This is a genomic window from Variovorax sp. EBFNA2 (genome assembly GCF_033802765.1).
GTDB classification, from domain to species: domain Bacteria; phylum Pseudomonadota; class Gammaproteobacteria; order Burkholderiales; family Burkholderiaceae_C; genus Variovorax; species Variovorax paradoxus_H.
In genome coordinates, this window is record NZ_CP138496.1 from 551,140 (window position 1) to 568,087 (window position 16,948).

The following is a 16,948-nucleotide window of genomic DNA, read 5'->3' on the forward strand; positions in this document are numbered from 1 at the left end:
TTCTGTTTAACAGAATATAGTTCTGTAAGATAGAACAGTCAAGGAAGCACCCGATGACCTCCCCCGACGTCCTCATCAGCGAGGTCGGCCCGCGCGACGGCCTGCAATCCGTGAAGGCCACCATGCCCACGGCCGACAAGCTGCGCTGGATCGACGCGCTGTACGCCGCCGGCGTGCGCGAGATCGAGGTCGCCTCGTTCGTGCCCGCGAAGCTGCTGCCGCAGATGGCCGACGCCGCCGAGGTGGTGCGCCATGCCGTCACGCTGCCCGGCCTCGTGGTGATGGCGCTGGTGCCCAACCGCAAGGGCGCGCAGGCCGCGCTCGAGGCGGGCGTGCACAAGCTCACGATGCCGGTGTCGGCCAGCGTGGCGCACTCGCTGGCCAACGTGCGCAAGACGCCGACCGAAATGGTCGAGGAGGTGCGCGCCATTGCCGAGCTGCGCCGCGCCATCGCGCCGCAGGTGAAGCTCGAGGCCGGCATCTCCACCGCCTTCGGCTGCACGCTGCAGGGGCTGGTGCCGGAAGACGATGTGATCCGCCTTGCGGCGCAATGCATCGAGGCCGGCGCCGACGAATCGGGCCTGTCCGACACCGTGGGCTACGCCAACCCCGCGCAGGTGCGCCGCCTGTTCAAGCGGCTGCGCGCCGAGATCGGCGTGCACGCGGGCGCCGCCCACATGCACAACACGCGCGGCCTCGGCATCGCGAACTGTCTGGCGGCTTGGGACGAGGGCGTGCGCACCTTCGACGCCTCGCTCGGCGGCCTCGGCGGCTGCCCGTATGCGCCGGGCGCGTCGGGCAATGCGGTCACCGAAGACCTCGTCTTCATGTTCGAGGCCATGGGCGTGCGCACCGGCATCGACCTCGAAAAACTCATCGCGGCGCGCGCGCCGCTCAAGGCCGGCCTGCCCGGCGAGCCGGTCTACGGCATGACGCCCGAAGCCGGCCTGCCCAAGGGCTTTGTCCAGGAAACCACCGCACATGTCTGAAGCCAATCCTCTGCCGTACGCTGGCGTGCGCGTCGTCGAGTTCACCCACATGGTCATGGGCCCGACCTGCGGCCTGTTGCTGGCCGACCTGGGCGCCGAAGTCATCAAGGTCGAGCCCATCGAGGGCGACAACACGCGCCGCCTGCTGGGCTCGGGCGCGGGCTTCTTCCCGACCTTCAACCGCAACAAGAAGAGCATCGCGCTCGACCTGAAGAAGCCCGAAGGCGTGGAGGCCGCGCTGCGCCTCATCGCCACCGCCGACATCGTGAGCGAGAACTTCAAGCCCGGCACGATGAAGAAACTGGGGCTCGACTACGACACGCTCGCCAAGCTCAACCCGCGCCTCATCTGCGTGAGCCACAAGGGCTTCCTCCCCGGCCCCTACGACCACCGCACGGCCCTCGACGAGGTGGTGCAGATGATGGGCGGCCTGGCCTACATGACCGGCCGCGCGGGCGATCCGCTGCGCGCGGGCACCAGCGTGAACGACATCATGGGCGGCATGTTCGGCGCCATCGGCGCGATGGCCGCGCTGCGCCAGCGCGAGCTCACGGGCAAGGGCTGCGAGGTGCAGTCGGCGCTGTTCGAGAACAACGTGTTCCTGGTCGCGCAGCACATGATGCAGTTCGCCGCCACCGGCAAGGCCGCCGACCCGATGCCCAGCCGCATCTCGGCCTGGGCCGTGTACGACGTGTTCACCGTGAAGGACGGCGAGCAGATCTTCCTCGCAGCGGTGAGCGACAAGCAGTGGGCCATCTTCTGCAAGGCCTTCGGCCTCGAAGAGATGCTGGCCGACCCGCGCCTGAAGACCAACAACGACCGCGTGCGCGCGCGCGACTGGATGATGCCCATCCTGCGCTCGCACCTCGCGAACCACAGCGCGGCCGAGCTCAGCGCGGTGTTCGAGCAGAACGAGCTGCCCTTCGCGCCCATCACCAAGCCGCAAGAATTGTTCGACGACCCGCACCTGAACGCCACCGGCGGCCTCGCGCCCGTGCGCATGAACGACGGCCACATGGCCAAGGTGCCGCTCGCGCCGTTCACGCTCGGCGGCGAGCGCCCCGGCATCCGGCTGCAGCCGCCGCACATCGGCGAGCACAGCGAGGCGCTGCTGAAGGAAGTGGGCTACAGCGACGGCGACATCGCCGCGCTGCGGGCGCAGGGCGTCACGGCCGGCGACTGAGAATGCGAGAACGCGGTGGCGGGCGATATAGTTCCCGCGCCATGGACCGCCTCAAGCAGCTCGAATCCTTTGTCTCGGTCGCGACCCGCGGCAGCCTCACCGCGGCGGCCAAGGCGGAAGGCGTGGCGCCCGCGATCATGGGCCGGCGCATCGACGCGCTCGAGGAGCGCCTGGGCGTCAAGCTGCTCGTGCGCACCACGCGCCGCATCGCGCTCACGCACGAAGGCAGCGCCTTTCTCGAAGACTGCCAGCGCCTGTTGACCGAGTTCGCGAACGCCGAGGCCAGCGTGAGCGCCGGCGGCATCAAGGCCAGCGGCCACCTGCGCGTGACGGCGCCGGCCGGCTTCGGCCGTCGCCACGTCGCGCCGCTGGTGCCGCGCTTTCATGCGCTGCACCCCGAGGTGACGATCTCGCTGAACCTCAGCGACCGCGTGGTCGACGTCACGGGCGAGAGCTTCGACTGCGCCGTGCGCGTGGGCGACCTGCCCGACTCGTCGCTGGTGAGCGTGCGCCTGGCCGACAACCGCCGCCGCTGCGTCGCCACGCCCGAGTTCCTGCGCCGCCACGGCACGCCGAAGCACCCGGGCGAGCTGTCGCGCTTTGCCTGCCTCACGCTGTCGAGCGACGCCTCGCAGACGCGCGGCTGGGCCTTTCGCATCACCAATGAAGAGGGCGCGCAGGAACTGATCCACCTGCGTCCCAGCGGCCCGCTCGATTGTTCCGACGGCCAGGTGCTGCACGACTGGTGCCTCGCGGGCCACGGCATCGCGTGGCGCAGCACCTGGGAGGTCGAGGCCGAGATCGACGCCGGCCTGCTCGTGCCGGTGCTCGACGACTTCGCCGCGCCGCCCAACGGCATCTACGCGGTGTTCGCGGGCACCAAGCACCTGCCGCTGCGCGTGCGACTGTGGCTTGATTTCCTCAAAGCGCAGTACGGGCAGCCGGAATTCTGGGGCGGGCGGTCCTGAAATCGTGACCGGGCGGCACAATGCTTTTTGCATTTGCTTGCAACCCCGATGAAGAAAGTTTCCGATGACCCTCGAAGCCATCCTCGCCTACCTGCATCTGTTGGCCATCCTCACGATGGTCGTGTTCATCTCCAGCGAAGCCGCGCTGTGCCGCGTGCAATGGCTCAATGCCGCCGTGGTCGAACGGCTGGCCAAGGTCGACATGGTCTACGGCATCGCCGCCATCGCGGTGCTGGCCACCGGCATCGCGCGCACCTGGTGGGGCGTGAAGGGCACGGCCTGGTACTGGACCAACCCGCTGCTGCACGTGAAGCTCACGCTGTTCATCATCCTGGGCGTGCTGTCGATCTTTCCGACGCTGACTTATTTCCGCTGGCGCAAGACGCTGCGTTCCACGGGCAAGCTGCCCGCGGAGGCCGACATCCTGAAGACGCGCAAGCTGGTGATGATCCAGGCGCACCTGATCGCGCTGATTCCGCTGGTCGCGGTGTTCCTGGCGCGCGGCTTCGGCAAGTAATCAACACCAAAGACAAAAGAAAAGGCCCGCATGAGCGGGCCCTTCGGGAGTAACAAATGTCAGCGCCACACGGCGCTGCGCCGGATCAGGCCTTGGCGGCGCCGGCTTCGCACTTCTTCATGAAGCTGTTCTTGGCGGCACCGGCCAGGGCCTTGCCGTTCTTGTCGATGGCCTTGGCGGCGCAGGCGGGCGCGGCGGCTTCCTTGGTGCACTTCTTCATGAAGCTGTTCTTGGCGGCGCCGGCCAGGGGCTTGCCGTTCTTGTCGATCGCCTTGGCATCGCAGCTGGCACCACCGGCGGGCGCGGCGGCTGCGGCAGGAGCGGCGGCGGCAGCGGGGGCCGCGACCGGTGCGGGAGCCTTGTCCTGCGCGTAGGCGCTGAACGACAGGCAGGCGCCGAGCGCGACGGTGGAGGCGACCAGGGAAAGGAGCTTCTTCATGATGGGATATGTCCTTGCAAGGTTGGGTTGTGACAGGCGCCCCGCCTCGGGGCCGACCATCCTAACGGGCGACGTTGCCCATCGGATGACGATCGTTAACTGGGTCCGGGTTTGCCCCCGGTAAAATTCACAGATGCTATTGGTCAAACAGGAGCTGCTCGCGGCGCTCGCGAACACGCTCGAAACCCTCTCTCCCGGCGCCGGTGCCAAAGCCGCGTTCGAGTCGCCCAAGGTGGCGGCGCACGGCGATTTCGCCAGCACCGCCGCCATGCAGCTCGCCAAGCCGCTGGGGCGCAAGCCCCGCGAACTGGCCGACGAACTGAGCGCTGCGCTGCTCGCCACCCCCGCTTTCGGCCAATGGGTCGAGGCGATCGAGATCGCCGGCCCCGGCTTCCTCAACATCCGCCTCAAGGCCGCTGCCAAGCAGCAGATCGTTCGCGAAGTGCTGGACGCGGGTGAAGCCTTCGGTCGCCAGCCGGCCACGGGCCAGAAGGTGCTGGTCGAGTTCGTGTCGGCCAACCCGACCGGCCCGCTGCATGTCGGCCATGGCCGCCAGGCGGCGCTGGGCGACGCCATCTGCAACCTGCAGGCCTCGCAGGGCGAGAGCGTGTGGCGCGAGTTCTATTACAACGACGCCGGCGTGCAGATCCAGACGCTGGCCAACAGCACGCAATTGCGCGCCAAGGGCTTCAAGCCCGGCGACCCCGAGTGGCCCAGCGGCGAAAAAGCCCCGGCCTACAACGGCGACTACATCGCCGACATCGCCGAAGACTTCAAGGCGAAGAAGACCGTCAAGTCGGATGACCGCGAGTACACCGCCAGCGGCGACATCGACGACCTGGACAGCCTCCGCGAATTCGCCGTGGCCTACCTGCGCCGCGAGCAGGACCTCGATCTGCAGGCCTTCCGCGTGCGCTTCGACAACTACTACCTCGAGTCCAGCCTCTACACCAGCGGCCGCGTCGAAGCGGCCGTGGCCAAGCTCGTGGCCGCCGGCAAGACCTACGAACAGGATGGCGCGCTGTGGCTGAAGTCGACCGACTACGGCGACGACAAAGACCGCGTGATGAAGAAGCAGGACGGCACGTACACGTACTTCGTGCCCGACGTCGCGTACCACATCGCCAAGTGGGAGCGCGGCTTCCACAAGGTCGTGAACATCCAGGGCACCGACCACCACGGCACCATTGCGCGCGTGCGCGCCGGCCTGCAGGCGGCGGGCGAAGGCATTCCCGAGGGCTATCCCGACTACGTGCTGCACACCATGGTGCGCGTCATGAAGGGCGGCGAAGAGGTCAAGATCAGCAAGCGCGCCGGCAGCTATGTCACGCTGCGCGACCTGATCGAATGGACCAGCACCGATGCCGTGCGCTTCTTTTTGCTCAGCCGCAAGCCCGACACCGAGTTCCTTTTCGATATCGACCTGGCGCTGGCGCAAAACAACGACAACCCGGTCTACTACGTGCAGATGGCGCACGCGCGCATCTGCAAGATGCTGCGCGACTGGGCCGGCGACGTGGCTTCGCTGAGCACGGTGGACCTGTCCTCGCTGCAGGCTCCGCAAGCGCAGACGCTGATGCTTCAGCTGGCCAAGTACCCGAGCATGTTGACGGCCGCCGCCAAGGATTTCGCGCCCCACGACGTAACTTTCTACCTGCGTGAGTTGGCCGCCAATCTGCACAGCTACTATGACGCCGAGCGTGTTCTCGTCGACGACGAAACGTTGAAGAAGGCGCGCTTGGCACTCGTCGCTGCTTGTGCGCAGGTGCTGCACAATGGCCTCGCGATCCTCGGCGTCAGTGCGCCGAGCAAGATGTGAATCACCCTCTGAACATGAAGAAGACAAGCAGACAACGCGGCAACATCGTCATCGGACTCATCATCGGTCTGGTGCTCGGTCTGGGCGTCGCCCTGGGCATCGCGGTCTACGTCACCAAGGTGCCGATTCCGTTCGTCAACAAGACGCAACGCGGCGGTGCCGAGCAGGACGAAGCCGAAGCCCGCAAGAACCGCGACTGGGACCCGAACGCACCGCTGGCCGGCAAGGCCGGCGCGCCCAAGCCGGCCGCCACGCCGCCGGCGGCCACGGCCACCGGCCCGGTGAACCCGATCACCGGCGCCCCCGTCACCGTGGCGCCGGGCACGCCGCCCACCGCCGCCGCGCCGGTTACCGCGCCGGCCCCCGTGGTGGTGGCGCCCAAGCCGGCGCGCCCCGCGCCGACACCGGCCGAAGCCAACGCCCTGCCGCCGTCGAACGATCCGCTGGGCGACCTCGCCCGGGCCCGTTCGGGTGGCAGCAGCACGACCACCGCGTCCGCCGCACCGTCGGCCTCGGGTGCCGATCCCTTCATGTACTTCGTGCAGGCCGGCGCCTTCCGCACCACCGACGACGCCGAGGCGCAGCGCGCCAAGCTGTCGCTCATGGGCGTCGAGGCCAAGGTCACCGAGCGCGAGCAGGCCGGTCGCACGGTCTACCGTGTGCGCGCCGGCCCGTTCAACAAGAAGGACGACGCCGACCGGCTCAAGGAACGGCTCGACGGCGGCGGTCTCGAATCGGCGCTGGTGCGCGTGCAGCGCTGACCCTGGTCGGCGGTCTCTTTCTTGAACAGCCTTTAAGCTCTCGCCCGCGCGGCATCCGCCGCACGCTGTTTTGTCAATTCCAGCGCCTCGGGCGCGCCGCCGACGGGGAACTCCCTGCGGCGCGCCGGCTCTGTCTGCGGTACCCACAGGAGAACCTTTTCCATGAAACGTCGTGACTTTTCGCTGGCCGCCACTTCGATCGGGCTGCTTTCGCTGGCTGCCGTTCCGGCACACGCCCAGCGCGCCCCCAAGGCCGGCACCGATTTCCTCGTGCTCGACAAGCGCGTGCCGGTCGATGCACCGGCCGGCAAGATCGAGGTGGTCGAGTTCTTCTCGTACAACTGCCCGCATTGCAACGACTTCGAGCCCTCGCTCGAAGCCTGGGTCAAGGCAGCCCCGAAGGAAGTGGCGTTCCGCCGCATCCCGGTGCCCTTCGTGGGCAACGACGTCGAGGCCAAGCAGCGCCTGTACTTCACGCTCGAAGCGATGGGCAAGCTGGAGGAATACCACTCCAAGGTGTTCGCCGCGATTCACGCGCAGCGCCAGAACCTGAACGGCGAAGCCAACATCCAGGCCTGGGCCGAGCGTGCCGGCCTCGACGGCGCCAAGTTCAAGGAAACCTTTGCGTCCTTCGGCGTGGCCAGCAAGGCCCGTCGCGCCGCGCAGCAGACCGAGGCCTACAAGGTGGCCGGCGTGCCGGCTCTGGCCGTGGCAGGTCGCTGGTATGTCGACGGCGAAACCGCCGGCAGCATGGCCAAGGTGCTGCAGGTCGCGACCTTCCTGACCGGCGAAGCCAAGAAGGGCTGACCGACCCGCCGGCCTGATTTCTGGTCGAATGCAAGGCCCGCTTCGGCGGGCTTTTTCATTGGCGCCGGTGGTCAATCACCGTCCCACGCATACAATGTTTCAGAGCAAGTTTCGTGCCTTTATGACATTGCCCTCCATCCCCACATTCCCCACCCTTCGTCGCCTCGGCCGCCTGGCTTTCGGCGCGCTGTTGCTGGCCGGAGCCGCCTCCGGCGCCCTGGCTGAAACCGCCGACCGCACCAAGCCGATGAACATCGAGTCCGACTCGATGCGCTACGACGACCTGAAACAGACCAGCGTGTTCACCGGCAATGTGCTGGTCACGAAGGGCACGATCATCATCCGCGGTGCGCGGCTGGACGTGCGCCAGGACGCCGAGGGCTACCAGTACGGCGTGGTCACGGCGGCGCCGGGCAAGCTGGCCTATTACAAGCAGAAGCGCAACGCCGGCGACGAGTGGATCGAGGGCGAGTCGGAAGTCATCGAGTACGACAGCCGGGCCGACAACGTCAAGTTCATCCGCCGCGCCGTCATGCGCCGGCTGGTGGGCGCCACGGCCAACGACGAGAGCAGCGGCGCGCTGATCGTCTACGACCAGAGCAACGACACCTACACCGTCAACGGCTCCCTCGTGCCGCCGAACGCCGGCGTCTCGGCGGGCGGCGGTGGCCGCGTGAAGGCCATCCTCACGCCGAAGGCTGCCGCAGCACCCGCTGCCGGCGGTTCCGCACCGGCAGCGGGCGGCAAGAAGCCCGCGGCTCCGGCACCCACCCCTGCGCCCGGCGCCGGGCTGCGCCCGAGCACCACGCTGGGCGGCAGCACCGAAGGGGAAGGGCGCAAGTGATCGAAACCGCAGGAACCCAGACGACCGCCGACGGCGTCCCCGGCAGCCGCCTCGTGGCGCGCGGCCTCAAGAAGAGCTACGGCAGCCGCACGGTCGTGAAAGACGTCTCGCTAGATGTGCAGAAGGGCGAGGTCGTCGGACTGCTCGGCCCCAACGGCGCGGGCAAGACCACCTCGTTCTACATGATCGTCGGGCTGGTGCGCGCCGACGCCGGCGAGATCACCATCGACGGCGAGCCCATCGCCCACATGCCCATTCACCGCCGCGCGCGCATGGGCCTGAGCTACCTGCCGCAGGAAGCGTCGATCTTCCGCAAGCTCACGGTCGAAGAAAACGTGCGCGCCGTGCTCGAGCTGCAGCGCGAGCCCGATGCCAATGGCCGCATGGTGCCGCTGTCGAAACAGGCCACCGAAGAGCGACTGGCTGACCTGTTGTCCGACCTGCGCGTGGACCATCTGCGCGATTCGCCCGCGCTTGCACTGTCGGGTGGCGAACGCCGCCGCGTCGAAATCGCGCGTGCGCTGGCCACACAGCCGCGCTTCATCCTGCTGGACGAACCCTTCGCCGGCATCGACCCGATTGCCGTGATCGAGATCCAGCGGATCATCAGTTTCCTGAAAGAGCGCGGCATCGGCGTGCTCATCACCGACCACAACGTGCGTGAAACGCTGGGCATCTGCGATCACGCGTTCATCATCAGCGACGGGCACGTGCTGGCACAAGGCACACCCTCGGAGATCGTCGACAACGCCGAGGTACGCAGGGTGTACCTGGGCGAACACTTCCGGATGTGACCGTGCGGCGAGGGTCAATAATCAACGTGGCCACCGTCCGCGCGGAACTTCCTCGCGGGGGCCGCCGCGCACGGCCGCCCGAAGCGGCCGGCCCGCCCCCGGTAGGGGGTTGGCGTAGCGCGAAGCGCGCAGCCTGGGGGGGAGCCATCTTTTCATGAAGCAAGGGCTGTCCCTTCGCGTCTCGCAGCATCTGGCGCTGACGCCTCAGCTGCAGCAGTCCATTCGCCTGCTCCAACTCTCCACGCTCGAACTGAGCCAGGAGGTGGAGCAGATGCTGGACGAGAACCCGTTCCTCGAACGCACCGCGGAAGAAGCCGCGCGCGAGGAGTTCGGGCTCGATGCTGTCGACACGCCCGTGCCGCGCGACGACGGCGGTGACACCGGCGAGGGCGATTTCGCGCCGTCCGCCCCCAGTGCCTCCACCGCTTCCAGCGAAGCGACCACGTCCACACCGGAATCCGACGGCCCCGCGGCCGAGATCACCGAGCGCGAGCCCGACTGGGAAGGCGACGGCACCGTCGAGATGGCGCCCGACGACAGCGAGTGGGGCAGCGATGCGCCCGCGCGCCAGAACAACCTCGGCGACGACGAGCGTGCCGACGCCACCGAACTCGCGCGCAGCCAGGAGTCGCTGCAATCGTTCCTGCACCGCCAGGCGCTGACCCTGCGGCTCAACGAAAACGACTGCGCCGCGCTGCGCTTTTTGATCGAATCGCTCAACGACGACGGTTACCTCGAAGACTCGCTGCCCGCGCTGGCCTCGGGCCTGGCGGGCGATGACAACGACCAGTTCGACGACCTCGTGCACCACTTCCAGGTGGCGCTGGGCCTGCTGCAGAGCCTGGAGCCCGCCGGTGTCGGCGCGCGCGACCTCGGCGAATGCCTGAGCATTCAGCTGAAGGCGCTCGCGAACGAAGACGAGACCGAGGCCGAAGCGCTTGTGCGCAAGACCGCCATCGCGATCTGCAAGCAGCCGATGGAGCTGCTCGCGCGGCGCGACTTCAAGCGCCTGGCCACGCTCACGCGGACGAATGAAGAGCTGGTGCGCTCGGCGCTGCAGATCATTGCGCGGCTCGAGCCCAAGCCGGGGCGCCGTTTTGTCGACGTCGAACGCAACATCGTCGTTCCCGACGTGATCGTCACCAAGACGGGCCGCGGCACCAACATCAAGTTCCGCGTCATGCTGAACCCCGAGGTCATGCCGCGCCTGCGCGTGCACGACATCTACGCCGGTGCGCTCAAGTCGCACAAGGGCGAGGGCAGCCAGGCGCTGTCGCAGCGGCTGCAGGAGGCGCGCTGGTTCATCAAGAACATCCAGCAGCGCTTCGACACCATCCTGCGCGTGAGCAACGCCATCGTCGAACGGCAGAAGAGCTACTTCGTGCACGGCGAACTCGCGATGCGCCCGCTGGTGCTGCGCGAGATCGCCGACGAACTGGGCCTGCACGAATCGACGATTTCGCGCGTGACCACGGCCAAGTACATGTCGACGCCGTTCGGCACGGTCGAGCTCAAGTACTTCTTCGGGTCGGCGCTGGGCACCGAGACCGGCGGCAATGCATCGAGCACCGCGGTGCGCGCGCTCATCAAGCAGTTCGTGAGCTCCGAGAGCATCAAGAAGCCGCTGTCGGACAGCCAGATTTCCGAGATGCTGAAAGAGCAGGGCATCGAGTGCGCGCGCCGCACCGTGGCCAAGTACCGCGAAGCGCTGCGCATCGCGCCCGCCAACCTGCGCAAGGCCCTGTAGAAAGCTCACGATGACCCATCGCCTGCTGTCGCGCTGTGGGCATTGGGTTTTCGTCATCGCAACCGCGTTGCTGTTCACCGGCTGCGCCACGCTGCCCGACGAAGCACCGCGCCCGCCCACCAAGGCCATCGCCGTCTCGGCCGACACCGCGCTCGGCAAGATCGCGCTGGCCTCGCAGCCCGACCCCGACCTCAGCGGCTTTCGCCTCATGCCCGGCGGCGACTTCGCCTTCGACACGCGCCTGCAGCTCGCGCGCCGTGCGCAGCGTACGCTCGACGTGCAGTACTACCAGATCGAGAACGACGAGACCGGCCGCTACCTGCTGCGCACCCTGCGCGATGCGGCCCGGCGCGGCGTGCGCGTGCGCCTGTTGATGGACGACCTGTACACGTCCGGCGAAGACGAGCTGCTGCTCGGACTGGCCGCCACGCCGAACGTGGAGCTGCGCCTGTTCAATCCGTTCCCGGCCGGGCGCGGCAGCCTGCTCAGGCGCTTCACCGCGTCGCTGTTCGACTTCAGCCGCGTCAACCGCCGCATGCACAACAAGCTCTTCATCGCCGACGGCGCGATGGCGGTGGCGGGCGGGCGCAACATCGGCAACCAGTACTTCCGGCGCACCTCGGGCCAGAACTTCATCGATCTCGACACCTTCGTCACGGGCGCGCTGATCCCGCGCCTGGGCGTGCTGTTCGACCAGTACTGGAACAGCCCGCACGTGCGCCCGATCGGCTCGGTCGTGCGCACTGACCTGCCGCGCGAAGAACTGCAGCGCCGCTTCGAGGCTGCCACCGGCCCCGACACCACGCCGCCGCCGCCCAGGCCCGCACCCAACGACCTGCTCGGCTACAGCCCCGTGGCCGACGACCTCGACGCCGGCAAGCTCGGCCTGATCTGGACCACGGCCGAGGCGTACGCCGATTCGCCCGACCGCGTGATCGGCAAGACCGCGTCGTATGGCGGCGTGCCGCTGCTCGACGTGGACAGCGTGCGCTACAACGTGGTCGAGCAGATGCGCCGCGCGCGCAGCGAGGTGACGCTGGTCTCGCCCTACCTGATCCCGGGCGCGTCGGGGCTGGAGGTGATGCGCGAGATCCGCGGGCGCAACGTCAAGATCAGCGTGGTCACCAACTCGCTTGCGGCCACCGACGAGCCGCTGGTCCACACCGCCTACCGCCGCTACCGCGCCGACATGCTCGCGCTGGGCGCCGAGCTGCACGAGCTGAGTTCCGCGCGCACGCGGCGCAGCGTGCGGCTGGGTTTGTTCGGCACGTCGGTGGGCCGGCTGCACGCCAAGTCGGCGGTGATCGACCAGCGCATCCTGTTCGTCGGCTCGATGAATTTCGATCCGCGCTCCGAGATCCACAACACCGAGATCGGCCTGTTCATCCGCAGCCCCGAGATGGCGCAGCAGACCTTGAAGCTGCTCGACGTGCTCAAGCAGCAGGGCGCCTACCGGCTGCGGTTTGCTGAAGACTCGCGGCGCATCGAGTGGGTCAGCGAGGAAGGCGGCAAGACCACCGTGGTGCATGAAGAACCCGACTCGGGTTTCTGGGACCGCACCATGCTCGAGCTGTTGTCGCCGCTCACGCCCGAGAGCCTGCTGTAGCGGCTTGGTTGCTAGGTGCCGCGCACCGCGGACCACACGAGCCGCAGGCCCAGCAGCCCCATCACGCCGCCGGCCGCGCGGTCGATCCAGGTCTTGTAGCGCAGGTAGGCGGCACGCGGTGCGGCCGAAGACAGCGCCAGCGCAACGATCGCATACCAGCCCGTCTCGATGCAGAAGATCACGGCCGGCACCGCGAGCGCCAACACCAGCGGCACCTCGCGCGGCAAGAAGGCCGCGAAGATGCTCGCGTACACCACCGCCGTCTTCGGGTTGCTGACCTGCGTGGCCAGGCCGAGCAGGAAGGTGCGTCCGCTGCGGCCCTGGCCCCGGGGCGAGGCGTCCGTGTCGGGCGTGATCGCGAGCGGCTGGCGCGCACCGCGCCAGATGCGAAAGCCCAGGTAGATCAGGTAGGCGCCGCCGAAGGCCTTGATCGCGAGGTACAGCCCCGGCACCGCGAGGAACGCCGCCTGCAGCCCGGCCAGCGCCGCGATGGAGAACGCCAGCCCGCCGGCGCCCATGCCCAGGGCGGCAGCGAGTCCGTCGCTGCGCGAGGCCACGGCGGTGCGCGCCACCATCACGAAGCTCGGGCCCGGGCTCATGGCGCCGACGGCCATGGCGCCGGCGATGCCGAGCAGGGAAAGGGTGGTGTCCATCATCGCGTGGCGCCTGGCGTCGTCGTCATTGCTGCACGTTCACCGCTTCGACCTGCACCAGCAGCTTCACCTTGTTCTCGAAGCCGAAGTTCAGGCCCCAGGTGATGCCCCAGTCGCTGCGCTGCACGGTGGCCTCGAAGTCGCCGCCGCAGACCTGGCGGTTGATGAGCGGGTTCAGGTAGCAGTTGAAGCGCACGGCCTTCAGCGTCACCGGCTTGGTCTGGCCCATGAGCGTGAGCGTGCCGGGCACGTCGGTCACCTTGTCGCCGCTGAAGTCGATGCGCTCGGCCACGAAGCGTCCGGTGGGGAATTCGGCCACGTTGAAGAAGTCCTTGCTCTGCACGTGGCGGTTGAGCAGGTCGACGCCGGTGTTGATGGAGCTGATGTCCATCGTGATGTCGACCTTGCCGCCGGTGCCCGTGCCGTCGATCTGCACCGAGCCGTCCTTGGTGCTGAAGCGGCCGCGGTTGGTGGTGGTGCCGTAGTGGCCCATCTCGTACATCACGAAGGTGTGGGTCGGGTCGATCACGTAGCTGGCGTTCTTGACCGGCCCGCCGGCGGGCTTGGCGGCCAGCGGTGGCGCGGTGTATTCCTGGGCCGTCGCGGCCAGCGGCAGGGCCGCGCTCGCGCACAGGGCCGCGGCAAAGAAGAGCTTGTTCATGGCGGAAGAAGAGGGATGCATAGGAAAGGGGATCGTCGTCACAGCGGCCCGAGGCCCGCGAGCGTCAGCTTGAAGCGCACCTGCACCTCGTTGCCGACCACGGAGGTGTCGGTCCATTCGCCGTCGCCGACCTTGTAGTCGAGCCGTTGAATCGTGAGCGTGCCCGTGGCGACCGAGTAGGCGCCGCCCGACGAGGTGATGCTCACGGGCACCGTCACGTACTTGCTGACGCCCTTGATGGTGAGCTTGCCGGCCATCTCGAAGCGGCCCTCGCCCAGTGCCTTGATGGCGGTCGAGCGGAAGCTGGCCTGCGGGAAATGCGCGGTATCGAACCAGGTCGGCTTGGGCAGCTCGGCATCGCTCATCGGGATGCCGAAACCGGCGCTGGCGGTGTCGATCTGCAGCAGCACCGAGCCGCCCTCGGGCTTCTTCGGATCGAAGGCGACCTGCGCGTCGAAGCGCTTGAAGCTGCCTTCCACCGGCACGCCCATCTGCTTGCTGACGAAGGCGATCTGGCTCTTCTCGGGCACCAGCTTCGCGGTGGCCGGCATCGGCTCGGCCGCGGCGTGCAGCGTGAAGCCGAGGAGGGCGGCGGCGCCCCACAAAAGACGCGTCGTCATCCGGCGGATTCCTTGCGTGGCGCGGGCCACATGCGTTGCAACAGACCGTCGCGGTCGATCCAGTGGTGCTTGAGCGCCGCCGCCACATGCAGCAGCGTGACGCCGGCCAGCAGGTAGGCGCTGCGCTGGTGCAGCGGCTTGAGCACGGCCTCGGCAAAGCCCTTGTCGACCGCCACCAGGTCGGGCAGCGGCAGCAGGCCGAACCACACGACCGGCACGCCCATGCCCGAGCTGTAGGCCCAGCCGAACAGCGGGACCGCAAAGAACAGCAGGTACATCAGCGCATGGCTGATGCGGTGGGCGGCCCGCTGCCAGGTCGGCATGGCCGCCAGCACCCGCGCCGACAGCGGCGGCGGTCTGTGCGTGAGGCGCCACAGCAGCCGCAGCGCCGACAACAAAAGGATGGTGATGCCGGCCCACTTGTGCCAGCTGTAGAGCTTCAGGCGCTGCGGCGAGAAGGGCAGGCCCGTCATGTAGAGCCCGACGCCGAGCGAGCCGACGATCATCGCCGCGAGCAGCCAGTGCAGGGCCATCGCGACCCGCCCGTAGCGGGGCTCGCGCAGGGCGGCGGCGCCAACGGAAGGAGCGGGAAGGGGTTCGACGGGCATCGGGGCAGGGGCGGCGGCGGCCTGTGCGCGGAGCATAGCTCGGAAGCGATGACACCGCAGCGGGGGCGGCCCCGTGCCGAAGGCCGCTACGACGACGGCGTCGGCTGCAGCTGTTGCTGCTGCGCCCGCAACAGCACGCGCCGCAGGTCGTCCGGCTGCACCGGCTTGCGCAGCGCGTGCCAGCCGCGCGTGGCGGCCAGCTGCTGCGTGGCTTCGGTGATGTCGGCCGAGATCAGCGCAATCGTCAGCGTCGGCTTGCGCTGCGCCAGCCGCTCGGCCAGCGCGATGCCGTTGAACGCGCCGGGCAGGCGGATGTCGCACAGCGCGACGTCGAGCGCGTCCAGGTCGGCCAGCGCGAGCGCCTCGGCGGCGCTGGCGTAGACGCGCGGCGCCACCTGCCAGTGCCGCAGCAGCGCCGAGAGGCTGTCGGCCACGACGATGTTGTCTTCGACCACCAGCACGGCGAGGCCGGGGCGCAGCACGGCGTTCGCGTCGAGGTCGTCCATCGCCACCGAGGGCGCAGGCGCCGGCACCGCCGCCGCACCGGGCCGGGCTGCCGGTAGCTCGAGGCTGAAGACCGAGCCCTTGCCCGGCGCCGAGCGCAGCGCGACCTCGATGCCCAGTTGCCCCGCCAGCCGCCGCACGATCGCCAACCCCAGGCCGTGGCCGTGCTGCAGGTTGCGCTCCACGTTGCCGACCTGCTCGAAGTCGTCGAACACGCGCGCCTGCGATTCGGCCGCGATGCCGATGCCGCTGTCGCGCACCTCGACGCGCCACGCGCGCCCGGTGTCTGCGGCGTGCCGGCGGCGCGCGCGCACCGCCAGCAGCACGCGACCGCGCGGCGTGAACTTGAGGGCGTTGTCCAGCAGGTTGGAGAGCACGCGGCGCAGCGCCACGGCGTCGGTCCAGGCGATGGCGTCGGCAGGGCAGCGCACGGCGACGCGGCCTTCGCCGGCCTGGCGCGCCAGCTCGTGCAGCAACGGCGCGAGCGCCACCGCCGCCGGGCGCAGCGGATCGACCGCGGCCTCGATGCGGCCGATTTCGAGCAGCTGGTTGGTCAGGGCCTCGAGCGCCTGCTGCGCGCGCGAGAGCGAGGCCACCGTGTGCTGCACCGCCGCGCTGTCGGTACCGTGCTGCAGCTGCTGGCGCAGCACCTCGGCCTGCAGCCCGATGGCCATCACCGGCTGGCGCAGGTCGTGGTTGGCCGCCGAGAAGAAGCGCAGCCGCTCGGCCTGGGCCTGCTCGGAGGCGCGCAGGCCGGCCAGCGCCTGTTCGCGCAGCGTGCGTTCGTTCAGGCGCAGGCCGATGTTTTCCTCGAGCTGGCGCGAATGGTCGGCCACCAGCTTCCACATCATTGCGGTCAGGCCGATGCCGATCACCGCGACGGCCATCATCACCGGCGCCCCGAGCCACAGGCCCGTGACGATCACCGGCGCCAGCAGCAGCGTGATGGCCAGCTGCGTGGCCGGTGTGTAGAACGACACCGAGAACGCCGACGACAGCGTCATGCCCATGAGGATCAGGCCCAGCAGCAGTTGCAGCTCGGGGCGCTCGGGGTTGAACAGCAGCACGCCCGCCAGACCATGCGCCAGCTCCCAGATGGCCGTGCGCAGCGTGTGCTGGCGCTGCGCCTCGCGCAGATTCGTGGGCGTGAACGGCTCGGGCAGCCGCTGCGGAAAGAAGCCGCGCATCACCGTCACACCGGTGACGAGCGCCAGCCACACCAGCGCGCGCACCGGCGAGAACTGCCAGGCAAAAAGCGCCGCCACGCCGCAGTTGAGCAGGTACTGCACCAGCAGCACCGGCCCGAGCGGGCGGATCGACAAGCGCAGCACTTCGCACTGGATCGCGAAGCGGTTGTCGCCGTCGCGGGCGTCTGCCGGGGGGGCCGCGGAGGCGGGGGTGGGCGTCATGGGCAAATCGACTATATAG

General features: G+C 68.7%; 17 protein-coding genes. 11 read left to right on the forward strand and 6 right to left on the reverse strand.

Annotation, left to right across the window (positions count from 1 at the left end; all coding sequences use genetic code 11):
* Window positions 1-53 precede the first annotated feature (53 nt).
* From RZE79_RS02495 to RZE79_RS02510, 4 genes are all read left to right on the forward strand, one after another.
* Window positions 54-989, forward strand: coding sequence for a hydroxymethylglutaryl-CoA lyase (locus RZE79_RS02495; protein ID WP_319358888.1), 936 nt, complete (start codon window positions 54-56; stop codon window positions 987-989).
* Complete coding sequence (locus tag RZE79_RS02500) at window positions 982-2,172, forward strand: CaiB/BaiF CoA-transferase family protein (RefSeq protein WP_319358889.1); 1,191 nt, start codon at window positions 982-984, stop codon at window positions 2,170-2,172. Before RZE79_RS02495 ends, RZE79_RS02500 begins: the two co-directional genes overlap by 8 nt.
* 41 nt (window positions 2,173-2,213) lie before the next feature.
* Window positions 2,214-3,140, forward strand: coding sequence for a LysR family transcriptional regulator (locus RZE79_RS02505; protein ID WP_319358890.1), 927 nt, complete (start codon window positions 2,214-2,216; stop codon window positions 3,138-3,140).
* A 64-nt stretch (window positions 3,141-3,204) separates the two neighbouring features.
* Window positions 3,205-3,657 carry a DUF2214 family protein gene (locus RZE79_RS02510; protein WP_319358891.1) on the forward strand — a complete coding sequence of 151 codons (453 nt, stop codon included), beginning with the start codon at window positions 3,205-3,207 and terminating at the stop codon, window positions 3,655-3,657.
* A gap of 85 nt (window positions 3,658-3,742) precedes the next feature.
* On the opposite strand, the gene RZE79_RS02515 is transcribed toward RZE79_RS02510, so the two are convergent.
* On the reverse strand, window positions 3,743-4,096 hold the full coding sequence (locus tag RZE79_RS02515; RefSeq protein WP_319358892.1) for a hypothetical protein: 354 nt from the start codon (window positions 4,094-4,096) through the stop codon (window positions 3,743-3,745).
* 133 nt (window positions 4,097-4,229) lie between these two features.
* Here RZE79_RS02515 and argS point away from each other — a divergent pair, with 133 nt between their 5' ends.
* The 7 genes from argS to RZE79_RS02550 all read left to right on the forward strand — a co-directional run bounded on the left by argS (window position 4,230) and on the right by RZE79_RS02550 (window position 12,474).
* Window positions 4,230-5,915, forward strand: a complete 1,686-nt coding sequence (gene argS, locus RZE79_RS02520; RefSeq protein ID WP_153280975.1) for an arginine--tRNA ligase — start codon at window positions 4,230-4,232, stop codon at window positions 5,913-5,915.
* Window positions 5,916-5,929: 14 nt separating this feature from the next.
* On the forward strand, window positions 5,930-6,676 hold the full coding sequence (locus RZE79_RS02525) for an SPOR domain-containing protein (protein ID WP_153280974.1): 747 nt from the start codon (window positions 5,930-5,932) through the stop codon (window positions 6,674-6,676).
* 162 nt (window positions 6,677-6,838) lie between these two features.
* Window positions 6,839-7,483, forward strand: a complete 645-nt coding sequence (locus tag RZE79_RS02530) for a thiol:disulfide interchange protein DsbA/DsbL (RefSeq protein WP_192194669.1) — start codon at window positions 6,839-6,841, stop codon at window positions 7,481-7,483.
* Between the two features lie 121 nt (window positions 7,484-7,604).
* Window positions 7,605-8,327 carry a lipopolysaccharide transport periplasmic protein LptA gene (gene lptA, locus RZE79_RS02535; RefSeq protein WP_319358893.1) on the forward strand — a complete coding sequence of 241 codons (723 nt, stop codon included), beginning with the start codon at window positions 7,605-7,607 and terminating at the stop codon, window positions 8,325-8,327.
* Window positions 8,324-9,121 (forward strand): LPS export ABC transporter ATP-binding protein, encoded by a 798-nt coding sequence (lptB, locus tag RZE79_RS02540; RefSeq protein WP_101488358.1) that lies wholly within the window; start codon window positions 8,324-8,326, stop codon window positions 9,119-9,121. Before lptA ends, lptB begins: the two co-directional genes overlap by 4 nt.
* Window positions 9,122-9,275: 154 nt before the next feature.
* Complete coding sequence (rpoN, locus tag RZE79_RS02545) at window positions 9,276-10,868, forward strand: RNA polymerase factor sigma-54 (RefSeq protein WP_153280971.1); 1,593 nt, start codon at window positions 9,276-9,278, stop codon at window positions 10,866-10,868.
* Between the two features lie 10 nt (window positions 10,869-10,878).
* Window positions 10,879-12,474, forward strand: a complete 1,596-nt coding sequence (locus tag RZE79_RS02550) for a phospholipase D family protein (RefSeq protein WP_319358894.1) — start codon at window positions 10,879-10,881, stop codon at window positions 12,472-12,474.
* Between the two features lie 11 nt (window positions 12,475-12,485).
* On the opposite strand, the gene RZE79_RS02555 is transcribed toward RZE79_RS02550, so the two are convergent.
* The 5 genes from RZE79_RS02555 to RZE79_RS02575 form a co-directional block, all read right to left on the reverse strand.
* Window positions 12,486-13,130, reverse strand: a complete 645-nt coding sequence (locus tag RZE79_RS02555) for a LysE family translocator (RefSeq protein ID WP_153280969.1) — start codon at window positions 13,128-13,130, stop codon at window positions 12,486-12,488.
* Window positions 13,131-13,152: 22 nt separating this feature from the next.
* Window positions 13,153-13,788, reverse strand: a complete 636-nt coding sequence (locus RZE79_RS02560; protein WP_153280968.1) for a YceI family protein — start codon at window positions 13,786-13,788, stop codon at window positions 13,153-13,155.
* 38 nt (window positions 13,789-13,826) lie between these two features.
* A complete protein-coding gene (locus RZE79_RS02565; protein ID WP_153280967.1) occupies window positions 13,827-14,408 on the reverse strand; it encodes a YceI family protein in 582 nt (193 codons plus the stop codon).
* On the reverse strand, window positions 14,405-15,016 hold the full coding sequence (locus RZE79_RS02570) for a cytochrome b (protein ID WP_319358895.1): 612 nt from the start codon (window positions 15,014-15,016) through the stop codon (window positions 14,405-14,407). Before RZE79_RS02570 ends, RZE79_RS02565 begins: the two co-directional genes overlap by 4 nt.
* A gap of 86 nt (window positions 15,017-15,102) precedes the next feature.
* Entirely contained in the window at window positions 15,103-16,929 is a 1,827-nt protein-coding gene (locus RZE79_RS02575; protein WP_319358896.1) for a hybrid sensor histidine kinase/response regulator, read from the reverse strand.
* Window positions 16,930-16,948: the final 19 nt, after the last annotated feature.

Bases quoted from the DNA above. Each gene is read 5' to 3' on its own strand.
- RZE79_RS02560 (WP_153280968.1), bottom strand. From the start codon at position 13,788: ATGAACAAGCTCTTCTTTGCCGCGGCCCTGTGCGCGAGCGCGGCCCTG.
- rpoN (WP_153280971.1), top strand. From the start codon at position 9,276: ATGAAGCAAGGGCTGTCCCTTCGCGTCTCGCAGCATCTGGCGCTGACG.
- lptA (WP_319358893.1), top strand. From the start codon at position 7,605: ATGACATTGCCCTCCATCCCCACATTCCCCACCCTTCGTCGCCTCGGC.
- RZE79_RS02505 (WP_319358890.1), top strand. From the start codon at position 2,214: ATGGACCGCCTCAAGCAGCTCGAATCCTTTGTCTCGGTCGCGACCCGC.
- RZE79_RS02575 (WP_319358896.1), bottom strand. From the start codon at position 16,929: ATGACGCCCACCCCCGCCTCCGCGGCCCCCCCGGCAGACGCCCGCGAC.
- RZE79_RS02525 (WP_153280974.1), top strand. From the start codon at position 5,930: ATGAAGAAGACAAGCAGACAACGCGGCAACATCGTCATCGGACTCATC.
- RZE79_RS02510 (WP_319358891.1), top strand. From the start codon at position 3,205: ATGACCCTCGAAGCCATCCTCGCCTACCTGCATCTGTTGGCCATCCTC.
- RZE79_RS02495 (WP_319358888.1), top strand. From the start codon at position 54: ATGACCTCCCCCGACGTCCTCATCAGCGAGGTCGGCCCGCGCGACGGC.
- RZE79_RS02550 (WP_319358894.1), top strand. From the start codon at position 10,879: ATGACCCATCGCCTGCTGTCGCGCTGTGGGCATTGGGTTTTCGTCATC.
- RZE79_RS02530 (WP_192194669.1), top strand. From the start codon at position 6,839: ATGAAACGTCGTGACTTTTCGCTGGCCGCCACTTCGATCGGGCTGCTT.
- RZE79_RS02565 (WP_153280967.1), bottom strand. From the start codon at position 14,408: ATGACGACGCGTCTTTTGTGGGGCGCCGCCGCCCTCCTCGGCTTCACG.
- RZE79_RS02555 (WP_153280969.1), bottom strand. From the start codon at position 13,130: ATGATGGACACCACCCTTTCCCTGCTCGGCATCGCCGGCGCCATGGCC.
- RZE79_RS02570 (WP_319358895.1), bottom strand. From the start codon at position 15,016: ATGCCCGTCGAACCCCTTCCCGCTCCTTCCGTTGGCGCCGCCGCCCTG.
- RZE79_RS02515 (WP_319358892.1), bottom strand. From the start codon at position 4,096: ATGAAGAAGCTCCTTTCCCTGGTCGCCTCCACCGTCGCGCTCGGCGCC.
- argS (WP_153280975.1), top strand. From the start codon at position 4,230: ATGCTATTGGTCAAACAGGAGCTGCTCGCGGCGCTCGCGAACACGCTC.
- RZE79_RS02500 (WP_319358889.1), top strand. From the start codon at position 982: ATGTCTGAAGCCAATCCTCTGCCGTACGCTGGCGTGCGCGTCGTCGAG.